Genomic DNA, 24,189 nt, shown 5'->3' on the forward strand with positions numbered 1-24,189 from the left:
AAAGCGTATTGCGTATTATTTCAACTCTTTTGAATATAAGCATTTTTCTTAGTCAGCCGCTTTAAAACCTTTCACATACCTCTGCCCTAGCTTGGCTAAAGCCATGTTTACATTTAGTTCTTCATCTTCAATCATGAATTTCATTGCTGTTCGCAAAACGAAATCACTATTTTGCTTGTATTGTTTCGCGAATTTTTGGCAAGGCTGCTTAATCTCGTTTTCAAGCTCTTGAAGTTTCATCGTATAATGAAAGTTTTCTATCGCTTTTTCGAAAGACTCACCGCTATCAAAATAAAGCTGGCTTAGCCTGCCTTTCTTTATTTGATAAGTTGAACATGCAAACTCTAGGGCTTCTTTAAAGCTACTAAATTCGTGTTCGAACACTTTAAACAATCTTTTGTCAGGTTTGGCGACTCGTGTAATACTGCCATTTATTTCATAGTCAAAGCCTGCAAAACGAACTCTTGAAATAGCTTCTTTGCCAAGATTCGAACCACCTTTGAGACTCCTTTGGAATGACGCATCCATCTCTTGTATTTCATCATCACTCCAATGATTAAACACTCTAATCGCCTTTTCGTATTTATCTGCTAATAGCCCTTTTAAAGCATCTATTCGTAAATCTAGCGATCCGAGATTTTGCTTTTTAAGCAAATCTCGACATTCAGTACAGGCAGGCACAGATATAAAATCAGCCTCTTTGCTTGCTTCTCGCCATTCATGAATAAAGTTAATGGGGGGAATATAGTCTGAACATGAGGCTTCACAGCCACAATAGATACAGCGATTAAAATCAGCGGAGTGAACAGCTTTTAAAGGTTCGTAATACTTTTCGTAGTCCATTACTAATGACGCGCCTTTCATTGAAATTTTATGTCATCTCTTATGACATACTTTCAAACATAGTCTAAATTTGACGGCTTGTGAATAGCTAAACTAAGAATCTAAAACAATCTCAAGCTTATGATAAATATATTATAATTTAATTATAAATAAAGAACCGCCTTTCGCCAGCGCTCCTCCAAAGCAACTAAACTCTTTATCGAACACCTCGCACTGTGATTTTGCCACCCGCTTTTTTAACTCGCTAATCATTAGCACCAATTGAGTTTATAATAGCGGTTAAACCGTTTTTGAATTACATCGATCGACCTGAGTAGAACATGGCCCATAAAGTACGTTATAAGTTTAAAGGTGTGGCAAAAGAGATAAACTTTTCTTACAGCCTCCATCAAAATATGCATGAAGCTGTGGCCGATGCTGAGGGAATAGACCTTTCCCAGTTTCTGCAAACTGAACAGCAACTTGCCGCTATCAGTAAAGACAAAAAAACCGTAAGAAACTTCAGAGATACCGAATTTACAAAAATGGGGTTTTCTGACTTGTACTTCTTAAAAAACGGTCAAGAATAATGGTGGGCCGATAGGGTTCGAACCTCTGACACCGGAGCGCAAAGCCAACAATTAAATTTTTATTGGTTACCCTCAACCAACCCATGAAATACCTCAATCGCCCTATCGAAGCTTTCGTCGTTGTCGAAATAAAGCTGGCTTAGTCGGCTTTTCTTTATTTTGTAGGTGGCGCTGGCAAAGGCTAGCGCTTCTCTAAAGCTGCTAAATTCTTCGTCGAATACTTTAAACACGTCGCGCTGGGGTTTTGCCACCCGCGTTATGCTGCCGTTTACTTCATAGTCGAACCCAGCAAACTGAAGGCGTGACAGGGTTTCTATACCTAGTCGCATGCCGCCTTTTAGGCTTATTTGAAATGCGGCGTCCATTTCTTCAATTTCTTCCATGCTCCAGTGGTTATATACCCTAATGGCCTTTTTATACTTTTCTGCCAATCGCTTTTTTAAGGTGTTTATTCTGGGTTCTAGGGTGCCGTTGTTTTCGTTTTTTAGCAGGTCGAAGCATTCGTTGCATGAAGGTACAGCGATGAAATCGGCCTGTAGGTGCCCGCTTTGCCAGTCGTGAATGAATGTTATGGGTGGAATAAAGTCTTGGCGTGCAGTTTCGCAGCCACAATAAAAGCAGCGCCCGAAGTCTTCTGAATTCACGGCTCTTAGTGGCTGGTAGAATTTTTGGTAATTCTTTACTGACATGCTGCCATTTGCTTGAACGTTGTTGCGAAAACAATACGGTTATTTATGGTGGCTACGTTAACACAGCACGCCTTTTGTGAAAGTTAATTGTGGCGCGTGAAAATGAAAAAGCGCCACCTTTTGGCAGCGCTTTGCTTTAGAGCTTGATCACTATCTATAAGTTAACGGCTAAAAACTAAAGCCTCGACGGCTTACTGTGCGGGTCGCCTTCAATGTGGTCTTTTGGCCCGCGCGGTTTGGGTTTTGCGGCAATGGGCACATCTTCTTCGGCTTCTTCTTCAATGTCCCAGCTGCCCTCTTCGCTCCATGGGTCGTCGTCTGGGAACTCGCCTATGTTGATTTCTTTTACCGAATAGTCGGGCTGGTAGCGCATGTCGTAGTTTGCGGCCCGTACAATGGCAACACACAACATAAAGGCTACGGCCAATAGCGGTACGCCCCCAATTATCGATGCGGTTTGTAGCGTTTCTAACCCGCCCACAAACATAAGCACTATGGGCATGAAAGATAGCGCGAAGGCCCAGAATAAACGGTTCCAGCGCAGTGGCTCTTCGTCTACTTCTTTTTGTACTACGGCCGCCAAGATGTAAGAAATTGAATCGAACGTGGTAGCGGTGAATATTAGCGCCAGTAGCGTGAATACAGAAATAACTAAGTAGTCGAGCGGCAGCGTATGCAGCATGGCAAAAATAGCGGCCGTTGGGCTTTCTTGATTCAGTATGGTAACTACGTCTAGTTCACCCGATAGCTGTAAATACAGGCCGTAGTTCCCCATTACCATGAAGAATAAGAAGCAGCCCATGGTGCCGAAGAACATAGAGCCTGCCACCATAGCGCGAATAGTACGGCCCCTTGAAATACGAGCAATGAACAAGCCTACGCTTGGCGCGAACACCAGCCACCAAGCCCAGTAGAAAATGGTCCAGTCTTGAGGGAAATGGGTGTCTTCAAAGCCGTTGAATTCGGCGAACGGCTCTAGCCATGTGGCCATTTTAATGATGTTGCTCATTACTCGGCCAAGGGCGTCTAAGCCGGTATTGGCCATAAATAGCGTGGGCCCAACAATGAAGATAAATAGCAGTAAGCCAACTGCCAGCCAAAAGTTAATGTCTGACAGCAGCTTAATGCCTTTTTTAAGGCCAACATACGCGCTGTAGCCGAATATGGCGGTACAGGTTATTAGCACCAGCACCTGCGTAGTCAGCGATTTAGGTACACCGAACAGTTCGTGTACCCCTTCGTTTATCATAGGTGCCGCCAAGCCAAGCGTTGTTGCCCCGCCGCCTAACATGCCGAAAATAAAACTGATATCGATAATTTTACCTAGCCAGCCGTGAGCCATTTTCTCGCCAATTACCGGCATTAGGGCTTCGGATATTTTAAGTACGCTGTGGTTACGCACGTAGTAAAAGTAAGCAATAGGTACCGCAGGAATAAGGTAGATAGCCCAGGCTAACGGCCCCCAGTGGAATATACCGTAGGCCGCGGCCCATTTTGCGGCTTCTGGAGTCTCGCCTTCTATATGAAACGGCGGCGCTTGGTAGTAGTACACCCACTCAATCATTGACCAGTATAAGATAGACGCCCCAATGCCGGCGCAAAACAGCATGGCGGCCCAGGATACGGGCGAGAACTCAGGCTTTTCTTCAGGCTCGCCCAGTTTTATTTGGCCGATATCGCTGAACATGATGTACACCATGAAGCCACCTGCGCCTACACCAAGTAACAGGTATAAAACGCCCAGTTTACTGGTAACGAATTCTTTGGCCGTGGCTACCCACTGTGCGCCTTGGTCGGGCCAAATGATAAGGGGGATGGTGACGGAAAGAAGAAGAATAAGAGAGCCAAAAAACGTAGGCTTATCGATTACGCTAAACGCGGTTTCCTGTTCAGTGCCAGCCTTTGATGAGGCTGCATCTCGGGTATTACTACTCATACACGATCCTTTGTTTTATTTTTATAGACGCCATTATGCTGTACAGCTTTAAACGGGCGATCTTTTAAAATAGTTTAACAGATTTACGCGATGGGTACGCAGGTGAAACTAACTGCATGTATACGCTTAATGTTCACCTAACCTCGACAGCTTTATTAATAGGCTTTTTGATTACGTACCGCTAATTGAGTTTATAATAGTGGCTAAATAGTTTCGAATTCGATAAAGCAACCTGAGTAGAGCATGGTCAAGAATAGTGGCCAAATATATTCTAGTAGATAAGGAAGCCTAAAACCTAAGGGTTAGGGCTTCCTTCACACTATAATTAATACGTTAAGTTTTTAAAATTTTTACTAAGCAAACGCTCTGCAACCTCCACGGGTTTCGCAACGGTAATTCCTTCTATTAGTACATCATCAGAACCCGGTTTATTAGGGAGATAAAGCGGGCAAATTTCTACTTTCGCGCCTAACTGAATTAACTTTTTAAGCATCATTGATGGTGAGGCGTCCATTGGCTTCATCGGCTTTGTTACCGTGCTGCTTAGTGCTAAATCGCCCGCAGGACCACATAATGTAATATGTGCCTCTTTTCCATGCGCCTTTATAGTTTGAAACGATAGCACCATCGCCATCATCTGAGCTTGTTCATTTTCAGATGTAATGACTACTGCTAGACCGTCTACTAAGTCGCTCTCTTTTGCCTCAACGAGGCCTGAAACGCTAACTAAGAGCGCTCCTAGAACAAGTGCTTTAAAAAATTTTGCCATCATTTCATTCCTATCTAATTCCATTAAACGATTAATCCGATGAAGCCATTCAAAAAAATATATTAGAAAAACCTCATAACTCACTATACATTAAATGTGTAAGTTAAATACACCTTTAAACAAAAGAGAGCTTAATCATGACGACAGAAACTCAAAACAACGTAACTTTCCCGCAATTAAACCGCCCTGCACCTGACTTTTGTGCAAAGACAACCCACGGTCAAAAATCACTTTCTGATTACAAAGGCAAGTGGTTAGTACTTTTCTCTCACCCTGCTGACTTCACGCCGGTATGTACTACTGAGTTCATTGGCTTTGCTAATGCTGCTGACAAGTTTGCTTCACTTAATACTGAGCTACTTGGCCTTTCTATCGACAGCACGCATTCGCACATTGCTTGGGTTCGCAACATTAAAGAGAAGTTTGGCGTAACTATTCCTTTCCCAATCATTGCTGACTTATCGATGGAAGTGGCGAAGGCTTACGGCATGGTTCAACCTGGCGCAAGCGACACCTCTGCGGTTCGTGCAACTTTCATCATCGACCCAGAAGGTATTCTGCGCGCCATGGTGTATTACCCAATGAGTAACGGCCGCGCGGTTAACGAGTTTGTAAGACTAGTTGAGGCACTACAAACCAGCGATGCAAACAGCTGTGCTACACCTGAAAACTGGAAGGTTGGTGAAGAAGTAATTGTACCGCCTCCACACACTATCGAAGACGCAGAAAGCAGAGAGTCTGCAGGCCACAATTATGTCGACTGGTACTTCTGTAAAAAAGCGCTGTAAGTAAAACGCTTTTGTTGGTGGCATGAAAGCATGCCACCTTTTTCAAAATTTAGGAGATCACCATGAATATTGAAATTACTTCTTTCTTAGATAATGACAGTGAAACCTTCACTTACGTTGTTGAGGATAAAGCTTCTTCAAAAGCGGTAATCATCGACCCGGTATTAGATTTTGACTATAGCGCGGGCCGCGTACATACCGCCAGTGCACAGAAAATTGCAAATTTTGTAGATGAACGGGGCTTGTCAGTTGAATGGGTTTTGGAAACCCATGCTCATGCAGATCACTTGTCAGCCGCTCCATTTTTCAAGCGCAAATACAACGCCAAAATCGGCATCGGCGCGCGCATTACTGAGGTACAGAAAATATTTAAAGCGCTGTTTAATTTAGAGAAAGAGTTTTTACCTAACGGTGCTCAGTTCGATAGATTATTTGAAGAGGGTGATGTTCTTGAAGTGGGTAACATGCGCTTTGAGGTTATGCATGTACCTGGGCACACGCCAGCAGATATTGCCTACTTACTTAATAACGAATCGGTATTTGTGGGTGACACTATGTTTATGCCTGATGTGGGCACCGCACGATGTGATTTTCCAGGTGGCAGTGCAACCACGCTCTACGATTCAATACATCGCATTTTGGCATTACCTGAAGATACTAATATCTACGTTTGCCATGATTACCCCACTCAACATCGCACCCATGAAAGTAAAGTAACGGTTGGCGAGCAGCGCGAATACAACATTCACGTTAAAGATGGTGTTTCAAAGGATGAGTTTGTGAAAATGCGTGAAGCGCGGGATGCAACATTAAGTATGCCCAGACTCATTTTACCTTCTATTCAAGTAAACGTGAGAGCCGGTGAGTTGCCACCGCCAGAAAGTAACGACGTTAGCTACATTAAAGTGCCTATTAACCAACTGTGAGGTGAATAATGAAAACGCCAAAGGTATTCATTAGCGAAGTAAAAGCTGCGGTTGAGGAAGTAACGGTAGACGATTTAATGGTGGCACTAACTCAACCAGACGTTATTTTGATTGATGTTAGGGAAAGTGAGGAATACAAACATGGTCACATTAATGGCTCGGTGAACTTTCCTAGAGGCATGCTTGAAGCAAAAATATGCAGCCACCCGCTTCTTGCCCACCATTGCGAAGAGCAGGATGCGATTAACGACCTAGCACAACGCAGTGTTTACTTGATTTGTAAGACAGGCGGCCGGTCTGCGTTAGCGGCTAAATCGTTAACTGATATGGGCCATAAGTATGTGTTTTCTGTGGCAGGGGGCATGGATGAATGGCAACGTAAACAGCTGCCTTTAAGCCATTGAAATCGCACACAGCTCTACACTTTCTGGTTAACTCTAAATTTTCATTTAAATACGTGTTCCTGTTTGCAATAAAGCGGCGTTTCAGGCCGCTTAAGCAGTGAACTGCTCGCAATAAATAGTTACCTAAACATTAATAATAGTTAAACCAAAAGATAAACAAGTATTTTAAATATACATTTAAAACGATACTGCGTAAAATACCTGTCATTAGCCCTATGTAGGGTGAATTTAGAACCCTGTTGCGTTTATCTCTAAAGAGGCCAGCATTATGGAATTAGATCCTCTCGTACTGTCGAGAATACAGTTTGCATTTGTGGTGTGTTTCCACGCCATATTTCCGGTGTTTACGATTGGTCTGGCAAGTACTATTGCTGGATTTGAAACACTTTACTTCAAAACTGAAAACCCAATTTGGCAACGTTTGTCAAAATTTTGGATTCAGGTTTTTGCCGTTGTTTTCGGTATTGGCGTGGTTTCAGGTATTGTTATGTCGTTCCAGTTTGGCACAAACTGGAGTAACTTTTCGTACGCCACGGCTAACTTCCTTGGGCCAGTATTAAGTTACGAGGTCATTACTGCTTTCTTCTTAGAAGCCGCTTTTCTTGGCGTTCTGCTTTTCGGTCGAGAAAAAGTACCACAAGGCGTACACCTTTTTGCCGCTATCATGGTGGCAACAGGAACATTTATTTCTTCATTTTGGATATTGTCAGCCAACTCACTGCTGCAAACCCCAGATGGCTTAGAGCTTATAGACGGTATTTACCACGTAAAATCATGGGCTGACGCATTATTTACTGCCTCTTTTGGTTATCGTTTTGCTCATATGGCGCTAGCGTCATTTCTTACGGCCGCCCTTGTTGTTGCTGGTGTAAGTGCATGGTTCATTTTGCAGAAACGTGAATTGGAAGCGAATAAAAAAGCGCTGTCGGTAGCGTTATGGTTCTTATTGTTCCTTGCACCACTTCAAACTGTAGTTGGAGACTTCCATGGATTAAACACTATGAAACACCAGCCTACGAAAGTTGCGGCGATGGAAGGTAACTGGGAGACCAGCACTGGAGTACCGCTACTTCTGTTTGCTATTCCAGATAAAGAAGCGCAAACCAACCACTTTGAATTAAAAGTTCCTAAGTTAGCCAGCTTCATACTCACCCATGACTGGGACGGTGAAGTACCCGGATTAAAAGCAGTGCCAAAAGAAGAGCAGCCACCGGTGTTTGTCGTATTTTGGTCATTCAGGGTCATGGTTGGGCTTGGACTGCTGATGGTGTTGTTCGGTGTGTGGGGGCTTATTTATAGAATGGGCGGCAAAATTTATACATCGCCAGTGTTCTTACAAGGCCTTAGATTGATGAGTATAAGCCCATTCTTTGCGGTGCTAGCCGGATGGATAGTGACCGAAACAGGAAGAGCACCTTGGCTCATTTACGGCCAAATGACGCATGCAGAAGGATTAACGCCTTCGCTAACCGGTGGCATGGCATTATTCTCTCTAATTGGGTATGTGGTGGTGTACGCACTAGTATTCAGCGCGGGTATTTACTACTTGCTTAAAGTGTTCAAAGGCGGACTTGAGAAAGCTAACGCCCCTCATGAAATGGATGAAGTAGAACGTCCTGCACGTCCATTTTCTGCTGGCCACGTGGCTATTGACGGAGACTTATAAAAATGGAACCAACATTTGATTTAACCTTAATTTGGGCAGGCATCATTGGTTTCGGGATCATGATGTACGTGCTAATGGATGGTTTTGATTTAGGCCAGGGCATTTTGTACCCCTTCGCACCCGACGAGCAAGCACGTGATAAAATGATGAATTCTGTCGCCCCAGTGTGGGATGGCAACGAGACTTGGCTAGTATTGGGAGGCGCGGGACTACTCGCGGCCTTCCCGTTAGTTTATTCGGTCTTTTTACCCGCTCTTTATATTGGCGTGTTTTTAATGCTAGCAGGGCTTATTTTTAGAGGTGTTGCCTTTGAATTTAGGTTCAAGGCGAAAACGTCTAAGTACTTATGGAGCTATTCATTTTCTATAGGGTCATTCGTCGCGTCGTTCGCGCAAGGAGCAGTAGTAGGTGCCTATATTCAGGGGTTCGAAACTGAGGGCTTTGCTTACTCAGGTGGCCCCCTTGACTGGTTAACGCCGTTTACCGTACTAACAGGTTTTGGTCTTGTTGTAGGCTATGCGCTTCTAGGCAGCACCTGGCTCATTCTGAAAACAGACGGTGCGGTACAACAATGGGCATATAAAATTACGCCTAAGCTGCTTATCGCTTTGCTTGTTGTATTTGGTGTAGTGTCTTTTTATACGCCTTATGTAGATAGCACAGCAATGGTCAGATGGTTTGAAGGTTTTAGTATTATTTGGGCACTTCCGGTATTGGTATTATGGTGTGCCTATGTAGTATTTCGTTCGGTTAAAAAGCAGCAAGATGGTATGCCTTTCGTTGCTACCATGGGTATTTTCTTGTTCAGCTACCTTGGTTTACTAGTGAGCAAATGGCCTTATATTGTTCCACCAAACTTTACTATTTACGACGCCGCGTCTTCTTATAATTCACAACTGTTCTTGTTGTTAGGCTTCTTGTTTGTTATTCCCATTGTATTAGCCTACACCAGCTGGACCTATTGGGTATTTAGAGGAAAAGTGGGCGACGCTGGTTACCATTAATCATGACGAGTAGTACCCCAAGCGCGCCTGATACCAAAGCGGTATCAGGCGCGCAGTTTTTAAAAGAGCAAATGGCTAGCCAACGCTCCCTTTTGAATCAATCAGTGCTTTATGGTTCGATAGGGGCAGTATTCATGATAGTGCAGTGGCTGTTGGTTGCACTCATTGCACACGACACGCTGGTGGACAAATCCCCTCTCACCACTATGCCTGGCTACTGGCTGCTTCTTTTAGCAGTAAGTGTTGTAAAACCATTGTTCACATGGAAACAAACTAACCTAGCGCAAGACGCAAGCGCCAATGTAAGAAACCATTTAAGGAAAACATTGCTTAAACGGTGGAATACTACCAGCCCCATGGCGTTACAGAGCCTGTCTAGCGGCGCATTGGCATCGCAGTGGGTTGAAGACATCGAGGCTACCGATGGCTATTTTTCCCGTTATTGGCCTCAACAAATGCTTGCCGTTATAACGCCCCTACTCATTCTTGTTACTGTTGCCTATTTGAATTGGCTTTGTGCCATTTTGCTCTTAGTATCAGCGCCTCTCATTCCACTATTTATGATTTTAGTAGGCATGGGGGCCGAGCACGTGAACGAAAAGTATGCGTTATTACGCCAGCGATTAGCTGGGCACTTTCTCGACCGCGTTGCGAACCTTTCAACTATTGCGCTTTTAGGCGCGCAGAAAAATATGTCTGATGAGGTTGCCAAGCGCGGCGATACTTATCGTAACGTTGTTATGAAAACTCTTAAGCTGGCGTTTCTTTCTTCAACCGTACTGGAGTTTTTCACCAGCGTAGCCATTGCAAGCCTTGCTATTTATATTGGCTTTTCACTTTACGGGGCAATTAATTGGGGGCCAGCACAGTCGTTAACGTTGTTTTCAGGGCTTGGTATTTTGTTGCTTGCTCCCGAATTTTTTAAGCCATTGCGCACGCTGTCTACTTACTATCATGACAGAGCCAGCGCTTTAGGCGCCGCTAATAATATAGTGTCTTCACTGCAGCACTTGGAAGAACAAGAATTAGTATTAGGCTACAGCGATGGCAGACAGATTACAGCTTCAAGTGAAGTTACTCGCTTAACACTTAAAGACGCCGTAATTGGATATAACGGCGATAAAGAGAAAAAACCTGCCCTCGATTTTTCTTTTTCCGGGCGAGGTTTACTGGTTTTTTCTGGCGAATCGGGGTGTGGTAAAACCACCCTTCTCAACACCATTGCAGGTTATTTACACCCAGTGTCGGGTAGTGTTGAACTAACACTTAAAGAAGCGCACTCCATTGCTTATTTACCTCAGAAAGCATGGATTAAAAACGCTACCGTTCGAGAGAATTTATCCGTTTCGGCCTCCTCTGCATCAGATGAAGATATGTTAAGGGTGCTTAAAAAGCTTGAGTTGTCAGACGAGCTTTTAACGCATCATAGCGGGCTAGACACAGTGATAGGTGAACACGGACAAGGATTATCTGGCGGGCAAATGCAGCGTATTGCGCTAGCAAGAGTACTGTTAAACCCACCCGAACTCATATTACTTGATGAGCCCACGGCAAGTTTAGACATAAAAAGTAGGCTCATAATTATACAGGCTTTGGACGAGCTTAAAAGTCGCGCCCTTGTAGTGGTTGCAACGCACGACAGTGAACTTATTGCAAAAGCCAGTAATCATTTTGACTTAACCCATAAGGCCTAACGGTAATATGAAGTTTTGGTTTTCAATTATCTTTAAGAATGAACGTAAACGCCTGCTAATTGGGCTTTTTTGGTCGTTTTTTACTATGCTTTCTGGCGTGGGGTTACTGGCGCTTTCCGGTTGGCTCATTACTGCCACGGCGTTAGCTGGAATAGCCATAGGTGCGGGTTTAATTGTGAAGCTTGATATGTATATGCCGGGCTCTGGGATCCGCTATTTTGCCCTTAGTCGGACCATTGGCCGATATATTGAAAGGCTATACAATCACGATACTATTTTGAGGCTAATTGCGACATATCGCGTCACGATATTTAATGCGCTTTCCCATAGGCCACTTCACGATGTTAGGCAAACATCCGACAGTGAGTGGCTAAGTCGGCTCACCTCAGACTTAGATGCTCTTGATAGCATATTAATTCGCTACACTATTCCAACTCTTGCCACAGGGCTTCTTTTAGGTGTAGTAAGCGTATTTTTGTGCTTTATCTGGTTTGAGTTTGGTGTTGTTTTTCTAATTGTTTCAACCCTAGCCTGGTTACTTCTTATATTGTTTTCAATACGGCAAACCAAAAGTGCCGCCTCGCAAGCCATTTCGCACTTAAATCGTACTAGAGAAACATTGATTAGCCATCTCAAGGGCGCTTTTGTGCTCAATAGCCAGCACTTGATGAGTCATCATTCGCAAGATACTAGCCAAGCACTCTCGCTATTTGAACGGCATCACAATAATTTGCAAAAACGTATTGCTCGAATTCAGATGATAACCGATTCAATATTTGGTATTGCCCTAGTAGCTACTCTTTATGCCAGCTTATGGGCAGTAAATCACCACGTTATTGAGGGGCCAACATCTATCATGTTGGCACTTTTGTTCGTTGGCGTGGCTGAACTATTACAAGCCACACCAGAGCAGTTCAGTTCGTGGGGAAAAACCGACTATGCAAGTAAGCGACTATCAGCATTGGCCAGTGAACGCTGTGATAACGATAGCACTGATATTACGGCAGTAAGCGCGGTATCATGCGCGGTAAGTAATCACCCACATATTCCCGCGAGTGCGTCACGCAAGATAAGTTTTAATTTGAATGATAGCCCCCCTCTTTTTATCACAGGCCGTTCTGGGTCTGGCAAGTCTACCTTAGCGAAGCTTATGTTTAAGCTTGTACCGTTAGATAAATCGAACGCTAGCGTAATGATAAATAATATATCTGTACAAAATATTTCGTCAGACAGCTTGTATCGCCACTGTGCCTATCTAGAGCAAACCTCTTCGTTACTGTCTGGCAGTTTGTACTACAACTTAACGTTGGGGCTTGAAAACATAGAAGACAGTAGAGTGTTCGATGTACTTTCGCTAGTTGAGCTACAAACGTGGGCTGATTCGCTTCCCGAGGGATTGAACACCTGGTTAGGTGAAGGTGGAGCAAAGGTCTCAGGTGGACAAGCGAGACGTATTTGTTTGGCTAGGCTACTACTTAGAAACCCTGAGCTTATTGTGTTAGATGAGCCATTTAATGGGCTTGATAGCGCTATGACAGAGCGCATTTTCATGCGTATATTGCCGTGGCTGACGTCACGAAAATCTATTATTTTACTTCATGAAGTACCCTTGTTTATCGAGCAGCAAAGTATTGATTACCATTCGCTTAATGTGGATTTATCTAAGGCGTAAAACCTGAGGCGCCCTTTATTTAATTACCCTCTTTTATTTAATTCTCCCTTTTTGTTTAATTAGTTGGGGCGCCTACGCATTGATTACCTTATCTCACTGTTAACGTATTAAACGACAAGGAAGAAGGGTAAGTTAAAAATCGAAACCAACAGCCAAACCAGCAACCTTTGAACTTCCAACGCCCTCGTGATAATCAAAGTGAAACTGCGGTGAAACGGTATACCCGTTGTATCGAAATTCATACAAGGCACCGAGTCTAGAAACAAAGAACTCATGTTCAGAGGTGTACTCGTAGCCAGGACCCACCTGGATAATAAACTCATTGGTGATGTGAATATCTGCCACTGCAAGTACAGTTAGCGCATCTAATGAGCCGAAGGCATATTCTACCACACTACCTAAGCCTAAAAGCGGTGAAACTCTGTATTCGTAATCTATACCAACGGTTTCACCGTTGCCATGTTCAGAAAAATCCGTATGACCGATGAATAACGAGATGTGATTCGGACTGTGTTCATGCTCTGACGCGTTTGTTGAGAACGCCAGTACAGACAATATCAGTAATAACAAACCGTGCTTTAAGCCTAAGCGGTGTGAATTTAGACGTATCGTTTTCATATAGTTTACTCTTGAGTGACGTTCCGCTGTTTTATTTAACGCAAACGAGCGACAGTGCGTGTGGTGAAAGTCCTTTATTCATTATAGGCATCTTGAATCCGCTTGCTTAAAAGCCAGCCTGCGGCATAAAGACCCACTGAGAAAATAAAATGGGATAACAATACTTTCGACTGAAGCATGGCAGGGTTAGGTGTATGCAAGCCTGCAATGCCGTATCCCATTCCTGGATACATAAGAAAAAAAGGAATACTGCACGTTGCAAAACCCACAATAAAAGCAGGCAAGAAGGACGGTTTCAGCACCCACTTAACGCCGGTAAAAATGAGCATGAGCAGTGCGAACCCTATGCCGATTGCGTAATGCCCAAACCACCCCAACATTAATTCACCTGCTCTTGGTACCGCAGTTTTAATTGATTGATGAGAAAATACGCCGTCTGTCATATAAATAACCCACCGCCCGATAAATTCATACCGCGTTAGTGGCTTACCTAGAATAATGTGTTGTAGATAGTTCACAACATCTAAAAAGGCGGTTGCTGCCACACCAAGCACCACTGATAAGATCAGGATTGTTGTTCTGTCAGTTTTGTTTGCTAAAGCGAGATTCATGGTCAATTACCTAAGTTGAGCAGACAGGCTCAGCTGAATATTCCTACCCATGCCTAATGCATAGCCTTTGTAGGTATCTAAAAAGTCTCGATAAGCCTCATCAGTTACATTATTTACTTTTACGCTAAGGGTAACTGGATGCTTGTTTATCTGTAACTGCGCTGAAGCACCAAGGTTTATCAAGTGATATTGTTCTGTCGATGCGGTACCAAAAGGGAGAAAATCGTACTGAGCAAAGGGTTCAAATTTTCCTGCAATCGACTTGTTATTTTTGTATTCGTGCTCGATAACAAAATTAATACCGCTAAATAATGATAGCTCGCCGAAGCTGTAGTTAATTCGCTGATAAAAGCTATTTGCAGGCATTAGTGGCAGCTCAGAACCAACACTAGCTAGTTCACTGTTGATAATATTGGCGTTAAACTCCCAGTCGATATGTTGGGTTATTTTGAAGTTTGCGCCTATCTCAACGCCCTCTATTTCGGCGTCTCCCTGCCTCATTTCAAACAGGGGCAAACCGGACGGCTGATGCGTAGTGCCGGTATCAGCTTGGTAAATGTAGTCTTGAAACGTATTTTGATAAAACGTGATAGATGCCTGTATATTTTGACTTATGTAATTCAACCCAACTTCTTTGTTGAACGAGTATTCTTCTACTAGTTCGCTGTTGCCAGTTTGATAAGCCGCAACACCACCATGTACACCACCCGCATATAAATCAAAAATAGATGGGGCTCTAAACCCTCTTCCTATTCTCTGAATGAACAGCCAGTTATCACTGAGTTTCCAACTTAAACTCATAGATCCTGTTAATGCTGTCCAAACTCTACGGTCAAAGTTATCAACCCACAGCTGACTTTCGTTCTGTGGCTCCAAGGCTATTTTGTCCCATCGGCCACCCAATTCGGCAATGAGAAAATCGTTTTCAAACTTCTCGTAAGCATATAAGGCTATGTAGTCTACCGAGGCATCTGGGACCAAGGTACCAACGTTGGTTATCTGATTTTTGTATATGTATTCAGCACCGAATTGACCTTTCCACGCTGTACTATAGTCATGTTCAAAAACCAACTTACTTTGGGTGCGCTCTAACTCAATGTCTAAATCGCTGTTGGCGTTACTTAACTTTTCGAATGATATTCCTGTGCCAGCAGTGCGCTCATTCTTCTGCCAATTAAGAATAAAATGAACATTCCATTGGTCAGAAAGGTGAAGGGCCATATCAGACAAGACATTCTTGTTGTCTAGATGCTGGCCTGTTGGCACATTATTAGGTTGAAGAAAATTCTGCTCGTTTGAAAAACCTGTATACCTTAACGTCCAATCGAAAGCATCTGAAACGAACCCGCTAGCCAAACTGATACTTTCAATATCAAAGTCAGTAAATGGTATTTCGCCTGAAAAGCGAGGGAGGCTGCTGACACTCATTGAATTAACATCTGCAGAAGGCGTTTCAAAGTTATCAGCTTTTTCACGGTGATATGAAGATGCCCACCCCCACTGTGCTTTGCCGCCTTCTGCGTGTAAAGACGTACCAAGCTGTTCGTTATTAGTGCCGTATTTAAAGCTCAGGAGGGCAGAAGACAACAGTGATTCGCTGTACATGGGAACTTGAGCGCTTATTACGTTAACGACACCGCCCATTGCATCTGACCCAAAAATAACGCTCATAGGCCCACGTACTACATCTATTCTGTGCGCGTTAACCGGATCAACAGTTGGAGCATGTCTAATTCCAAACTGTTGAAAGTCTTGAGGTACACTATCTTGCAACACTCGCACGCGGTTTCCTGTTAAGCCTCTTATCACTGGCTTTCCCGCTTGCCCGCCTGTACTTACCGTATCTACTCCGGCCATATGTGCAATTGAGTCGCCTAAAGAAAGGCTGTGATGCCATAACTTGCTTTTGCCACTTAAAATAGACGCAGCTATTGCAGTTTCTTCTACTTTCAGTGCCATTGGCGAACCCGTAACGCGGACCCGTTCGATCTCATGCAGATGATTATGAGATTGTGGGGTATCTTGTGCATTTACAAGAGAGCTGATTATTAATCCGATCACGCTCATGGTTACTTTCTTGCTCATTTCACCCTCTCAAACGTTATAACATATCAATGCACGGAAGCGGCAAATTGAAAAAAAGCGCCACCTCTGATAGGTGGCCAAGTAGTTTCGACCATATCCAAAATGGAAAAGACATGAAGTGCCTTGTAATAAGTTAGGCAACTTCCTGTTTTAAACTGCGCTAACTCACTACGCCGTTATAATATATATTTCAAATACACATTACAATATTGAATAAAGATTTATTTATATTTTTGCTTTTAGTTTTGAAAATTGGAGGCGTGCGAAAGATAGGAACAAGCAGTAATTTATTTAACGTTGCCACCTAATAAGCGTGCTTACGCAATACTCAAGTGCAGTTCATTTTTTAAAATAAAAAAGCTCTAGCCTTTTTACCAGGCTAAAGCTTCCTGTCGAATTTAATGACGAGTTACTTATTAATATGCTGAGTTTCGGGCTTAGCCAGCCACTCTCTGCCTTTTAGCATGCCTTCCCAATAAATGGGAGGAAGCAACTTTTCTTTTAAATACCATGCTAGGCGCGACGGTTTCGTACCATCCAATATCCACGCCGGCATGCTGTTAAGAATTTTGCCGCCGTAGCCAAATTCGGCCAATATCACTTTACCTCGCTCTACAGTAAGAGGGCAGCTGCCATAACCGTTGTAAATGGCTTTATCTGTTTGCACACCGCGCTCGTAGAGTAAGTTATTGGCAACCACGGGGGCTTGCATGCGCGCCGCCGCCGCGGTTTTAGCATTAGGAGCGTTTATGGCGTCGCCAAGGGCAAAGATATTTTCAAACGATTTGTGCTGTAGCGTTGACTGGTCGACATCAATCCAACCATTGCCATCAACAAGCGGGCTGACTTTGATAAAATCTGGCGGAGACTGGGGCGGAACCGCGTGCAGCATGTCGAATTCAGTTTCAACGAGCGGGGCGTCTGGGTCTGCCACCTTCTTAAATGAAGCCACTTTTGCTTTGCCGTCCACCTTTACCAGCTGGTGTTCAAAGTTAAGGTCTGCGTGGTACTTCTTAATGTATTCCATAAGTGCCGGCACGTATTCTTTTACACCAAACAGTACAGCACCCGTGTTGTAGAACTCTACGTTAATGTCATCTAGCACGCCTTCTTTAAACCAGTGGTCGCAAGACATATACATGGCTTTTTGTGGCGCGCCTGCACACTTAATAGGCATCGGTGGCTGTGTAAATACTGCCTTCCCTTTTTTAAGGTTTTTTACCAATTCCCATGTGTAGGGCGCTAAGTCAAAACGGTAGTTTGACGTCACACCATTTTCACCTAGGGTTTCGCTTAAGCCCTCCACTTTATTCCAATCTAGCTTAATGCCGGGGCAAACCACCAAGTGTTCATATTTAATGGTGCGGCAGCCGTCTACCACAATCATGTTTTCTTTTGGCGCAAAGGCCGCTACGCCGGCTTTTATCCATTTAACATTACTAGGAATAACAGAGGCCACAGTGCGCACAGTGTCGTTGGCGTTAAATACGCCCCCGCCTACTAGCGTCCAGCCTGGCTGGTAGTAGTGCACTTCATTGGGCTCTACTATGGCGATATCTAAATCTGGGCATCGCGACTTCAAACTAGATGCAACAGCAACACCGCCCGCGCCCGCCCCTACAATGACTACCGCATGAGAGTGATCGGCATGGTCGTTAGGCGTTTCACCGCCGTTTTTTAGGCGACGGACTACCCCGCTCAAGTCATAGCCTGCTTTCTGCGACAGGCAGAGTACCTCTTCATAAGACAGCGTTTTGGTTGCGGTCATGGCCCATAGGGTAATAGAGCGTGTGCCTGTGCGGCAGTAGGCAAATACGGGGCCTTCTAACTTCTGTAAGTTGGCTTCAAATGTTATTGCGTCTTGCTGAGTTACTTTACCGCTTACTACAGGCTGATATACGCAGGGTAAACCCAGTGAAGATGCTTTTGCTTCTATTTCAGCAAAAGTAGGCTGGTCTGCGCCTTCACCGTCAGGGCGGTTACAAATAATAGATTTGAACCCTGCTGCTTTTATTGCTTCTATATCGTCTACTGATATTTGAGGGCAGACAGATAGCTGTTGTGTTACGTTGGCATATTGCATAACCCACCCCATTAAATGGCATTCACAGGAATTTTAATGAACTGCTTACCGCCTTCAGATTTTTCGCCAAACTGGCCGTTTCGAAGGTTTGCTTGAATAGCGGGTAACAGTAATTTGGGTACCGCAAGGGTTGCGTCTCTTGCCTCGCGTTTTTCCACATATTCCTGAAGGGTTACTTCTGGGCGAATTTGCTTGTTCGTTTCCTTGGCTTCTTTGATAGATACTGTTGATAGCGGAGCTGCACCGTCTTTAGGGTAGTCGTGACCAAGGTAAACAGTAGTATCGTCAGGCAGGGTGAAGAAGCGCTGAATGGTATTGTAAAGTTGCTCGGCACTGCCTCCCGGGAAGTCGCAGCGCGCCGTTCCTAGATTAGGGGCGAACATGGTGTCGCCTACAAATATTTTGCCGTCTACCAAGAAGCTTGCGCAGGCTGGGGTATGGCCCGGTGTATGCCATACTTTTACTTCATATTCACCGATATTGAAGGTGTCGCCTTCTTCGAACAGCACATCAAACTGACTGCCATCGCTCGGCGTATCGTTGGCCGTCTCAAATACGTCTAACCAGGTATCTAACACTGTTTTAATACCTGAGCCAATACCAATTTTGCCGCCAATTTTAGACTTTAAATAGTGCGCCGCCGTAATGTGGTCGGCGTGCACGTGGGTTTCTAAAATCCATTTATTCTTAAGCTGGTTTTGATTGACGAAGTCGATAACTTTGTCGGCGCTTTCCATTGACGCGCGCCCCGAAAAGATATCGTAATCGGCAACCGAATCTATCACGCCACACTCTTTGGAAGTGGGGTCGAATAGCACGTAGGTAAACGTGGCCGTTTTGTTATCGTAAAAGGTTTCAACGTTCATGGGTTTTCTCCTAAAGAAGTTCTTTGGTCATGATGAAAACGGCAATAACTAGAGTGAAGAATGCAAAGAACTTCTGCAAAGCTGCACCGTCTAGTTTTCCCGCTACCTTCGTGGAGACAGCCATCCCAATAAACGTGGCTACCAGCATAAGCGGCAGCAAAGGCATCTCCAATTGAATTCCGGTTTGTAGGTCGCCAATGAAGCCAAGTAACGACTTTAAGGCGATAATGAATAGCGACGCGCCCACTGCATTCTTCATGGGCATGCCTAAAATAAGTACCAAGGCAGGTATGATGAGGAAGCCCCCACCCGCGCCGAGTATGCCGGTAACAACACCAACTACGGCGCCTTCAATAATTATCAGCCCAACGTTGGGTTGTTTATTCTCAACAACCTGGGTTGCTGGCGCCGATTTGCTGTAAGCCTTTTTCAACATCATGGCGGCCGAGGCCAACATCAGCATGGCGAACAGCACCATGATGCCCAGATTTTTATCTATGGTTAGCGATTGAAAAGCGATAGTTTCGGGAATGGCGGGCATGAGGAAGGCCCGTGTTAGATAAACAGCAATGATGGAAGGTACAGCAAATAAAATAGACGCTTTAACGTCAACTAAACCCTCTTTGAAATATCTTACTGCGCCGAATGCGGCTGTGGCACCCACAATAAGCAATGAATAGCCGGTGGCGACATCTGGCGTAACGCCCATTAAGTAAACGAGAATAGGCACGGTAAGGATTGAGCCCCCTCCGCCTATTACGCCTAACACCATTCCCATAAGAACAGCAGCGATGTAACCAAGAATAATCATATCGACACCTTATTTCATTTTGATATATGATAGAACAAAATATACAATAAAGTATATTCTAAATATATATTTAATTTTTATGGTGCGGTAAAATTCAGCGATTAAGACAATCGCTTTTTTAGATAATCCATGAAAATCAATACTTTTAGTAATTTAGCGTTTCGCGTTTTGATCTATCTCGCGTTACGAAAAAATCAATTGGTAAAGACAGGTGAAATTGCAGATGCGTACTTCGTATCTTTTAATCACTTAAAAAAAGTCATCACCTTGCTGATCGACAAGGGATACATTATTGGCACAAAGGGACGCGGGGGCGGCATTCGTCTGGCAAAAGATGCCAAGCTTATAAATATAGGTGAAGTTTTTAGGTTAACGGTTGAAGACGTGGCATTGGCGGAGTGTTTTGCATCACCAACGAATAAATGTGTTATCTCGCCCACATGTCGCTTGAAAACAATTCTTCAAGACGCAGCTGATAAGTTTATTAGCGAGCTTGACCAATTTACCCTGCACGATTTGGTGAAAGACAGAGAAGGCGCGCTGGCGATGCACCTTGCCATCGATTTTATAGAAGTTGAATAGAAGTTTTAAGGCTTCTATCTGTACCGTGTTTATCCGCGATAGCGTTACTAACAGTGCATCGCACGAGTAGATTTAGGAGAGAGAATTGGAAAACTGGACATCAACTCCCTTTGAGCCGCTTGCCGGTTTAGCAGGCGGGCTGCTTATTGGTTCATCGGTGGTTTTATTACTGCTTACCCTAGGCCGTATTGCAGGTATTTCAGGTATTGCCGCAGGCGCGATGACACAGCGCGGCGTTGAACGCTACTGGCGCTTGGCGTTTTTAATAGGTGTTGTGCTATCTGCCGTGCTTTACATGGTGTTTGTTGGCGATTTGCAGGTGCAAACGCAAATGAGCTCGGCATGGTTAGTTGTGGCTGGCTTACTCGTAGGCTTTGGTACACGCCTTGGCTCTGGGTGTACATCGGGCCACGGAGTAGCTGGCCTTTCAAGGCTATCCCCCCGCTCTATTGTTGCCACGCTCACGTTTATGGGTGCGGCTGTACTTACCACCACAATTATCAGACACCTGTAAATTAACTGAGGAAAGAGAACATGAGAGCAATTATCGCCTCGCTACTTTGTGGGCTGTTGTTTGGCTTAGGCCTGCTAATTTCAGGTATGAGTAACCCTGCCCGTGTACTTAACTTTTTAGATTTAAGCGCCAACTGGGATGCCACGTTAGCGTTCGTAATGGGCGGCGCGATTTTGGTGGCGGCACCAGGCATGTACTGGGTGCGCAAGCGCAGCAAACCCTTGTTTGCGAATAAGTTCGATATACCAACTAGCAAAACTATTGATGCTAAATTGATATTGGGCTCTGCCGCTTTTGGTATTGGCTGGGGCATTAGCGGTTTTTGCCCAGGCCCTGCCGTGGTTGCCATTGCGTCGCTTCAAACTGATGTGCTGATGTTTGTTGGCGCGATGATCATTGGCATGCTGGCGCAGCATTGGCTGAAGCCTAAATCGGCATAAAACATAACTGCTTCTTTCCTTGCGGCTTTATCCCCTGGTGGAGATAAAGTCGTAATCATCCCCTCTAGAGGATAAAACGTGGCAGCCACTTACAAAAAGTGCAAATAGCTTACTTAACGATTTGCGGTTTTCCCTTTCAATAAACCCACACCCAAGGCGGCCATGGTTACGGCAATAACGCCATTTAGATAGTTGAAAAAGGCATAGGGTACATAATCGAGAACCTCAACCCCAAGGGTGGCAGAATAGAATGCTCCCGCTGTTGTCCAAGGTATAAGGCCTGTGGTCATGGTGGCGCCCTCTTCTACCGACCGAGACAGTACAGCAGGGTCGAGGTTTTGTTGTTCATATTTTTCTTTGAATAACTGGCAATTTAATATGATTGAGATGTAGGCTTCGCCCATAGCCACATTGCCCAAAAAACCAGAGGCTATGGTTACCGCAATTAAGCTTGCTGTGCGCTTCACCCGTTTGATAATGCCCGCCAACAGCGCCGCTAAAAAACCCGCGCCGTGTAATATACCGCCCAGTGCGATTGCCATTAAGGCCAGCAGTAAGGTCCAACTCATACTGCTGATGCCGCCCCGCCCAAGTAGAGCATCTAAATTCGCGATCCCCGTATTTTGAGGGGTATTCTCCCAAAGAGCATTAAGTACGCTTATGGCGTTAGCGTTTTGGTAGAAAATAGCGATGATAACCGCTAGCAGAATGCTGAATGACATGGTGACTTCAGCAGGGACTTTTTTGATGCTTAGTACCGTAAGTAGCGCCAGCGGTAACAGTGTTATATAAGGCGCAAGGTTATAATGCGTGGCAAGCACTGCTTTAATTTCAACTATCTGCCCAACATCTATATTCTGGTTTGCGTAGCTGAACCCTATTACCAAGAAAATAACGAAAGTAAGAAGAAAGCTAGGCAACGTAGTTAGCAACATGGCGTACATATGCCGATAGAGGTTCGTGCCCGCACTCATTGCAGCGAGGTTGGTGGTATCAGAAACTGGCGACATTTTGTCGCCAAAGGTTGCGCCGCATACCACCATGGCCGCTACAATGGGAGGCGGTATGTTCATGGCCGCGCCAATGCCCATTAGCACCACGCCCATAGTCCCTACGGTTCCCCACGATGTGCCTGTTGATACCGACATTACCGCACAAAGAACTAACCCCACAGCTAAGAACACACTGGGATTTAGCCAGCTTAACCCATAATAAATGAGCGTTGAGATAGTGCCGCTTTGCATAAAGCTGGCGATAACCATTCCAATGAGTATGAAGATATAAATTGCCGGCATGGCCCGGGTTAATGCGCTGGTCATTAATTCGCGAATTTGCAGGTACGTGTAACCCAAACTAAAAGCATTCGCCCCAGCCCACAGCAAACATAAAAATATGAGCGCGTGAAGGCTAATACCTAAGCCGAACAATCCACCTGCTATTAACGCGACAATAACGCCAAAACAAAGCAGTGACTGAGCAAAACTGGGGCTACGCAAAGATGGAGGCAACGTTAGTGACACGTGGATACGCTTAAAAGTGAAGTAGTGAATTTCAGTATAACGACTTTGCGATGTGTTGTGATCAAGAAAAGAGCAGTGTTAGTCATTACCTACTCAGGTTTGCCTTGCTGCCGAGGAGCATTTTGAAAAGATTGTCGATAACAACCCGCCGTCATGCCTATGTGTTTTTTGAAGAACCTTGAGAAGTAGGGGTAATCCTTAAAGCCAAGGCTGTAGCATAGGTCTTGTATTGGTTGTTGGGTGTAAACCAATTTCCGTTTCGCTTCGTCAATTAATCGCCTTTGAATAATGTTTTTGGGTGACTCTCCTAAATTTTTATTACATAGGCGATTTAAGCTAGACATAGAAACAAATAGTTCACTGGCATATTTGGATAAGGGCCAGTGCTCTAGGTAATGCTCTTCTATTAGCCTTTTAAATTTGATCAATATGCGCGCTTCGTGTGGCCCAGCACTGTATTCAAGCTGCTGCTCTGCTGCTAGTCGTTGAAGGGTTAACAACACAAGCTTTGTTAACAACAGCAATGATTGGTCTTGATTTTTTGGGGCACGCTTTAGCTCGTCGCGAATGTCAATGAAGTATCGCGTTAACCTATTAAACTGCTGACTGTCTTCTTGAAACACATGAGCAGAATGGAAAAGGTTGTTTATGGCGGAGTCTTGCGCATTTTGCATTTCTTCGCCCAAGATAGCGCTTGTAACAGATAGTACAAAACCTTTAATGTTTGGCTGAAACGTAAAGCCATGTACTACCCCCATAGGAATAGTTACTGCGCATTTCCCCCTTATGCTGAATGTTTTTTTGTTTAACGTAACGTTTGCCTGCCCATCTAAAATGTACAACACTTGAAATAAATGTGCATGTCTGTGCGGTTTTATTACCCAGTCCAGGCTTTCACTTCGCGTGGAGATATCTTCCAAATGCACCGCTCCCGGCCTTTCTATAAGCCCACTTTCCCCATATAGGTCGTAGTTTGGATATTGATGAATTTGCGATGTCATTCTAAAAACCATATTAAACACAATTATCAACTTGATTGAAAAGTACAATAAAATGAGTGAAAAGTTAATAATTTGTTACCGCATTTAACTTCACACTA

General features: G+C 44.3%; 23 protein-coding genes. 11 read left to right on the forward strand and 12 right to left on the reverse strand.

The window, feature by feature from the left end; all coding sequences use genetic code 11:
- Positions 1 to 48: 48 nt before the first annotated feature.
- A complete protein-coding gene (locus tag ACXAFM_RS08680) occupies positions 49 to 843 on the reverse strand; it encodes a hypothetical protein (protein WP_474834202.1) in 795 nt (264 codons plus the stop codon).
- Between the two features lie 320 nt (positions 844 to 1,163).
- Here ACXAFM_RS08680 and ACXAFM_RS08685 point away from each other — a divergent pair, with 320 nt between their 5' ends.
- Positions 1,164 to 1,412 (forward strand): DUF2960 family protein, encoded by a 249-nt coding sequence (locus ACXAFM_RS08685; RefSeq protein ID WP_474834204.1) that lies wholly within the window; start codon positions 1,164 to 1,166, stop codon positions 1,410 to 1,412.
- A gap of 59 nt (positions 1,413 to 1,471) precedes the next feature.
- On the opposite strand, the gene ACXAFM_RS08690 is transcribed toward ACXAFM_RS08685, so the two are convergent.
- From ACXAFM_RS08690 to ACXAFM_RS08700, 3 genes are all read right to left on the reverse strand, one after another.
- Entirely contained in the window at positions 1,472 to 2,101 is a 630-nt protein-coding gene (locus ACXAFM_RS08690; RefSeq protein WP_474834206.1) for a hypothetical protein, read from the reverse strand.
- A gap of 175 nt (positions 2,102 to 2,276) precedes the next feature.
- Entirely contained in the window at positions 2,277 to 4,037 is a 1,761-nt protein-coding gene (locus tag ACXAFM_RS08695; protein ID WP_474834208.1) for a BCCT family transporter, read from the reverse strand.
- Between the two features lie 325 nt (positions 4,038 to 4,362).
- A complete protein-coding gene (locus tag ACXAFM_RS08700; RefSeq protein WP_474834210.1) occupies positions 4,363 to 4,806 on the reverse strand; it encodes a hypothetical protein in 444 nt (147 codons plus the stop codon).
- A 137-nt stretch (positions 4,807 to 4,943) separates the two neighbouring features.
- Between ACXAFM_RS08700 and ACXAFM_RS08705 the strand changes: the two genes are divergently transcribed.
- From ACXAFM_RS08705 to ACXAFM_RS08735, 7 genes are all read left to right on the forward strand, one after another.
- Entirely contained in the window at positions 4,944 to 5,594 is a 651-nt protein-coding gene (locus ACXAFM_RS08705; protein ID WP_474834212.1) for a peroxiredoxin, read from the forward strand.
- A gap of 62 nt (positions 5,595 to 5,656) precedes the next feature.
- Complete coding sequence (locus ACXAFM_RS08710; protein WP_474828693.1) at positions 5,657 to 6,520, forward strand: MBL fold metallo-hydrolase; 864 nt, start codon at positions 5,657 to 5,659, stop codon at positions 6,518 to 6,520.
- 8 nt (positions 6,521 to 6,528) lie between these two features.
- The gene (locus tag ACXAFM_RS08715) at positions 6,529 to 6,924 is read left to right on the forward strand and encodes a rhodanese-like domain-containing protein (RefSeq protein ID WP_474834214.1); all 396 of its coding nucleotides are present in this window, start codon (positions 6,529 to 6,531) and stop codon (positions 6,922 to 6,924) included.
- A 268-nt stretch (positions 6,925 to 7,192) separates the two neighbouring features.
- Positions 7,193 to 8,590 (forward strand): cytochrome ubiquinol oxidase subunit I, encoded by a 1,398-nt coding sequence (locus ACXAFM_RS08720; RefSeq protein WP_474828697.1) that lies wholly within the window; start codon positions 7,193 to 7,195, stop codon positions 8,588 to 8,590.
- Positions 8,591 to 8,592: 2 nt separating this feature from the next.
- Positions 8,593 to 9,594 (forward strand): cytochrome d ubiquinol oxidase subunit II, encoded by a 1,002-nt coding sequence (cydB, locus tag ACXAFM_RS08725; protein WP_474828700.1) that lies wholly within the window; start codon positions 8,593 to 8,595, stop codon positions 9,592 to 9,594.
- Positions 9,595 to 9,596: 2 nt separating this feature from the next.
- A complete protein-coding gene (gene cydD / locus ACXAFM_RS08730; RefSeq protein WP_474834216.1) occupies positions 9,597 to 11,288 on the forward strand; it encodes a thiol reductant ABC exporter subunit CydD in 1,692 nt (563 codons plus the stop codon).
- A 7-nt stretch (positions 11,289 to 11,295) separates the two neighbouring features.
- Positions 11,296 to 12,960 (forward strand): amino acid ABC transporter ATP-binding/permease protein, encoded by a 1,665-nt coding sequence (locus ACXAFM_RS08735; protein WP_474834218.1) that lies wholly within the window; start codon positions 11,296 to 11,298, stop codon positions 12,958 to 12,960.
- Positions 12,961 to 13,092: 132 nt separating this feature from the next.
- Here ACXAFM_RS08735 and ACXAFM_RS08740 read toward each other — a convergent pair whose 3' ends face one another.
- The 6 genes from ACXAFM_RS08740 to ACXAFM_RS08765 form a co-directional block, all read right to left on the reverse strand.
- A complete protein-coding gene (locus ACXAFM_RS08740) occupies positions 13,093 to 13,578 on the reverse strand; it encodes a hypothetical protein (RefSeq protein WP_474834220.1) in 486 nt (161 codons plus the stop codon).
- 74 nt (positions 13,579 to 13,652) lie between these two features.
- Positions 13,653 to 14,189 carry a DUF2938 family protein gene (locus tag ACXAFM_RS08745; protein ID WP_474834222.1) on the reverse strand — a complete coding sequence of 179 codons (537 nt, stop codon included), beginning with the start codon at positions 14,187 to 14,189 and terminating at the stop codon, positions 13,653 to 13,655.
- 6 nt (positions 14,190 to 14,195) lie between these two features.
- Positions 14,196 to 16,274 carry a TonB-dependent receptor gene (locus ACXAFM_RS08750; RefSeq protein ID WP_474834224.1) on the reverse strand — a complete coding sequence of 693 codons (2,079 nt, stop codon included), beginning with the start codon at positions 16,272 to 16,274 and terminating at the stop codon, positions 14,196 to 14,198.
- 409 nt (positions 16,275 to 16,683) lie between these two features.
- Positions 16,684 to 18,357, reverse strand: a complete 1,674-nt coding sequence (locus ACXAFM_RS08755) for a bifunctional protein tyrosine phosphatase family protein/NAD(P)/FAD-dependent oxidoreductase (RefSeq protein ID WP_474834226.1) — start codon at positions 18,355 to 18,357, stop codon at positions 16,684 to 16,686.
- A gap of 11 nt (positions 18,358 to 18,368) precedes the next feature.
- Positions 18,369 to 19,223 (reverse strand): MBL fold metallo-hydrolase, encoded by an 855-nt coding sequence (locus tag ACXAFM_RS08760; protein ID WP_474834228.1) that lies wholly within the window; start codon positions 19,221 to 19,223, stop codon positions 18,369 to 18,371.
- A gap of 10 nt (positions 19,224 to 19,233) precedes the next feature.
- The gene (locus tag ACXAFM_RS08765) at positions 19,234 to 20,034 is read right to left on the reverse strand and encodes a sulfite exporter TauE/SafE family protein (RefSeq protein ID WP_474834230.1); all 801 of its coding nucleotides are present in this window, start codon (positions 20,032 to 20,034) and stop codon (positions 19,234 to 19,236) included.
- Positions 20,035 to 20,163: 129 nt separating this feature from the next.
- On the opposite strand from ACXAFM_RS08765, the gene ACXAFM_RS08770 reads away from it, so the two are divergent.
- The 3 genes from ACXAFM_RS08770 to ACXAFM_RS08780 all read left to right on the forward strand — a co-directional run bounded on the left by ACXAFM_RS08770 (position 20,164) and on the right by ACXAFM_RS08780 (position 21,570).
- On the forward strand, positions 20,164 to 20,616 hold the full coding sequence (locus ACXAFM_RS08770) for an RrF2 family transcriptional regulator (RefSeq protein WP_171337007.1): 453 nt from the start codon (positions 20,164 to 20,166) through the stop codon (positions 20,614 to 20,616).
- 85 nt (positions 20,617 to 20,701) lie between these two features.
- Positions 20,702 to 21,130, forward strand: coding sequence for a YeeE/YedE family protein (locus ACXAFM_RS08775; protein WP_474834232.1), 429 nt, complete (start codon positions 20,702 to 20,704; stop codon positions 21,128 to 21,130).
- A gap of 20 nt (positions 21,131 to 21,150) precedes the next feature.
- A complete protein-coding gene (locus ACXAFM_RS08780; protein ID WP_474834234.1) occupies positions 21,151 to 21,570 on the forward strand; it encodes a DUF6691 family protein in 420 nt (139 codons plus the stop codon).
- 113 nt (positions 21,571 to 21,683) lie between these two features.
- Here the strand turns inward: ACXAFM_RS08780 and nhaC are convergent, their stop codons facing one another.
- Positions 21,684 to 23,090 (reverse strand): Na+/H+ antiporter NhaC, encoded by a 1,407-nt coding sequence (nhaC, locus tag ACXAFM_RS08785; RefSeq protein ID WP_474834236.1) that lies wholly within the window; start codon positions 23,088 to 23,090, stop codon positions 21,684 to 21,686.
- An 89-nt stretch (positions 23,091 to 23,179) separates the two neighbouring features.
- Entirely contained in the window at positions 23,180 to 24,091 is a 912-nt protein-coding gene (locus ACXAFM_RS08790; RefSeq protein WP_474834238.1) for a helix-turn-helix domain-containing protein, read from the reverse strand.
- Positions 24,092 to 24,189 lie beyond the last annotated feature (98 nt).

This window comes from Alteromonas sp. ABD4_190 (genome assembly GCF_056160105.1).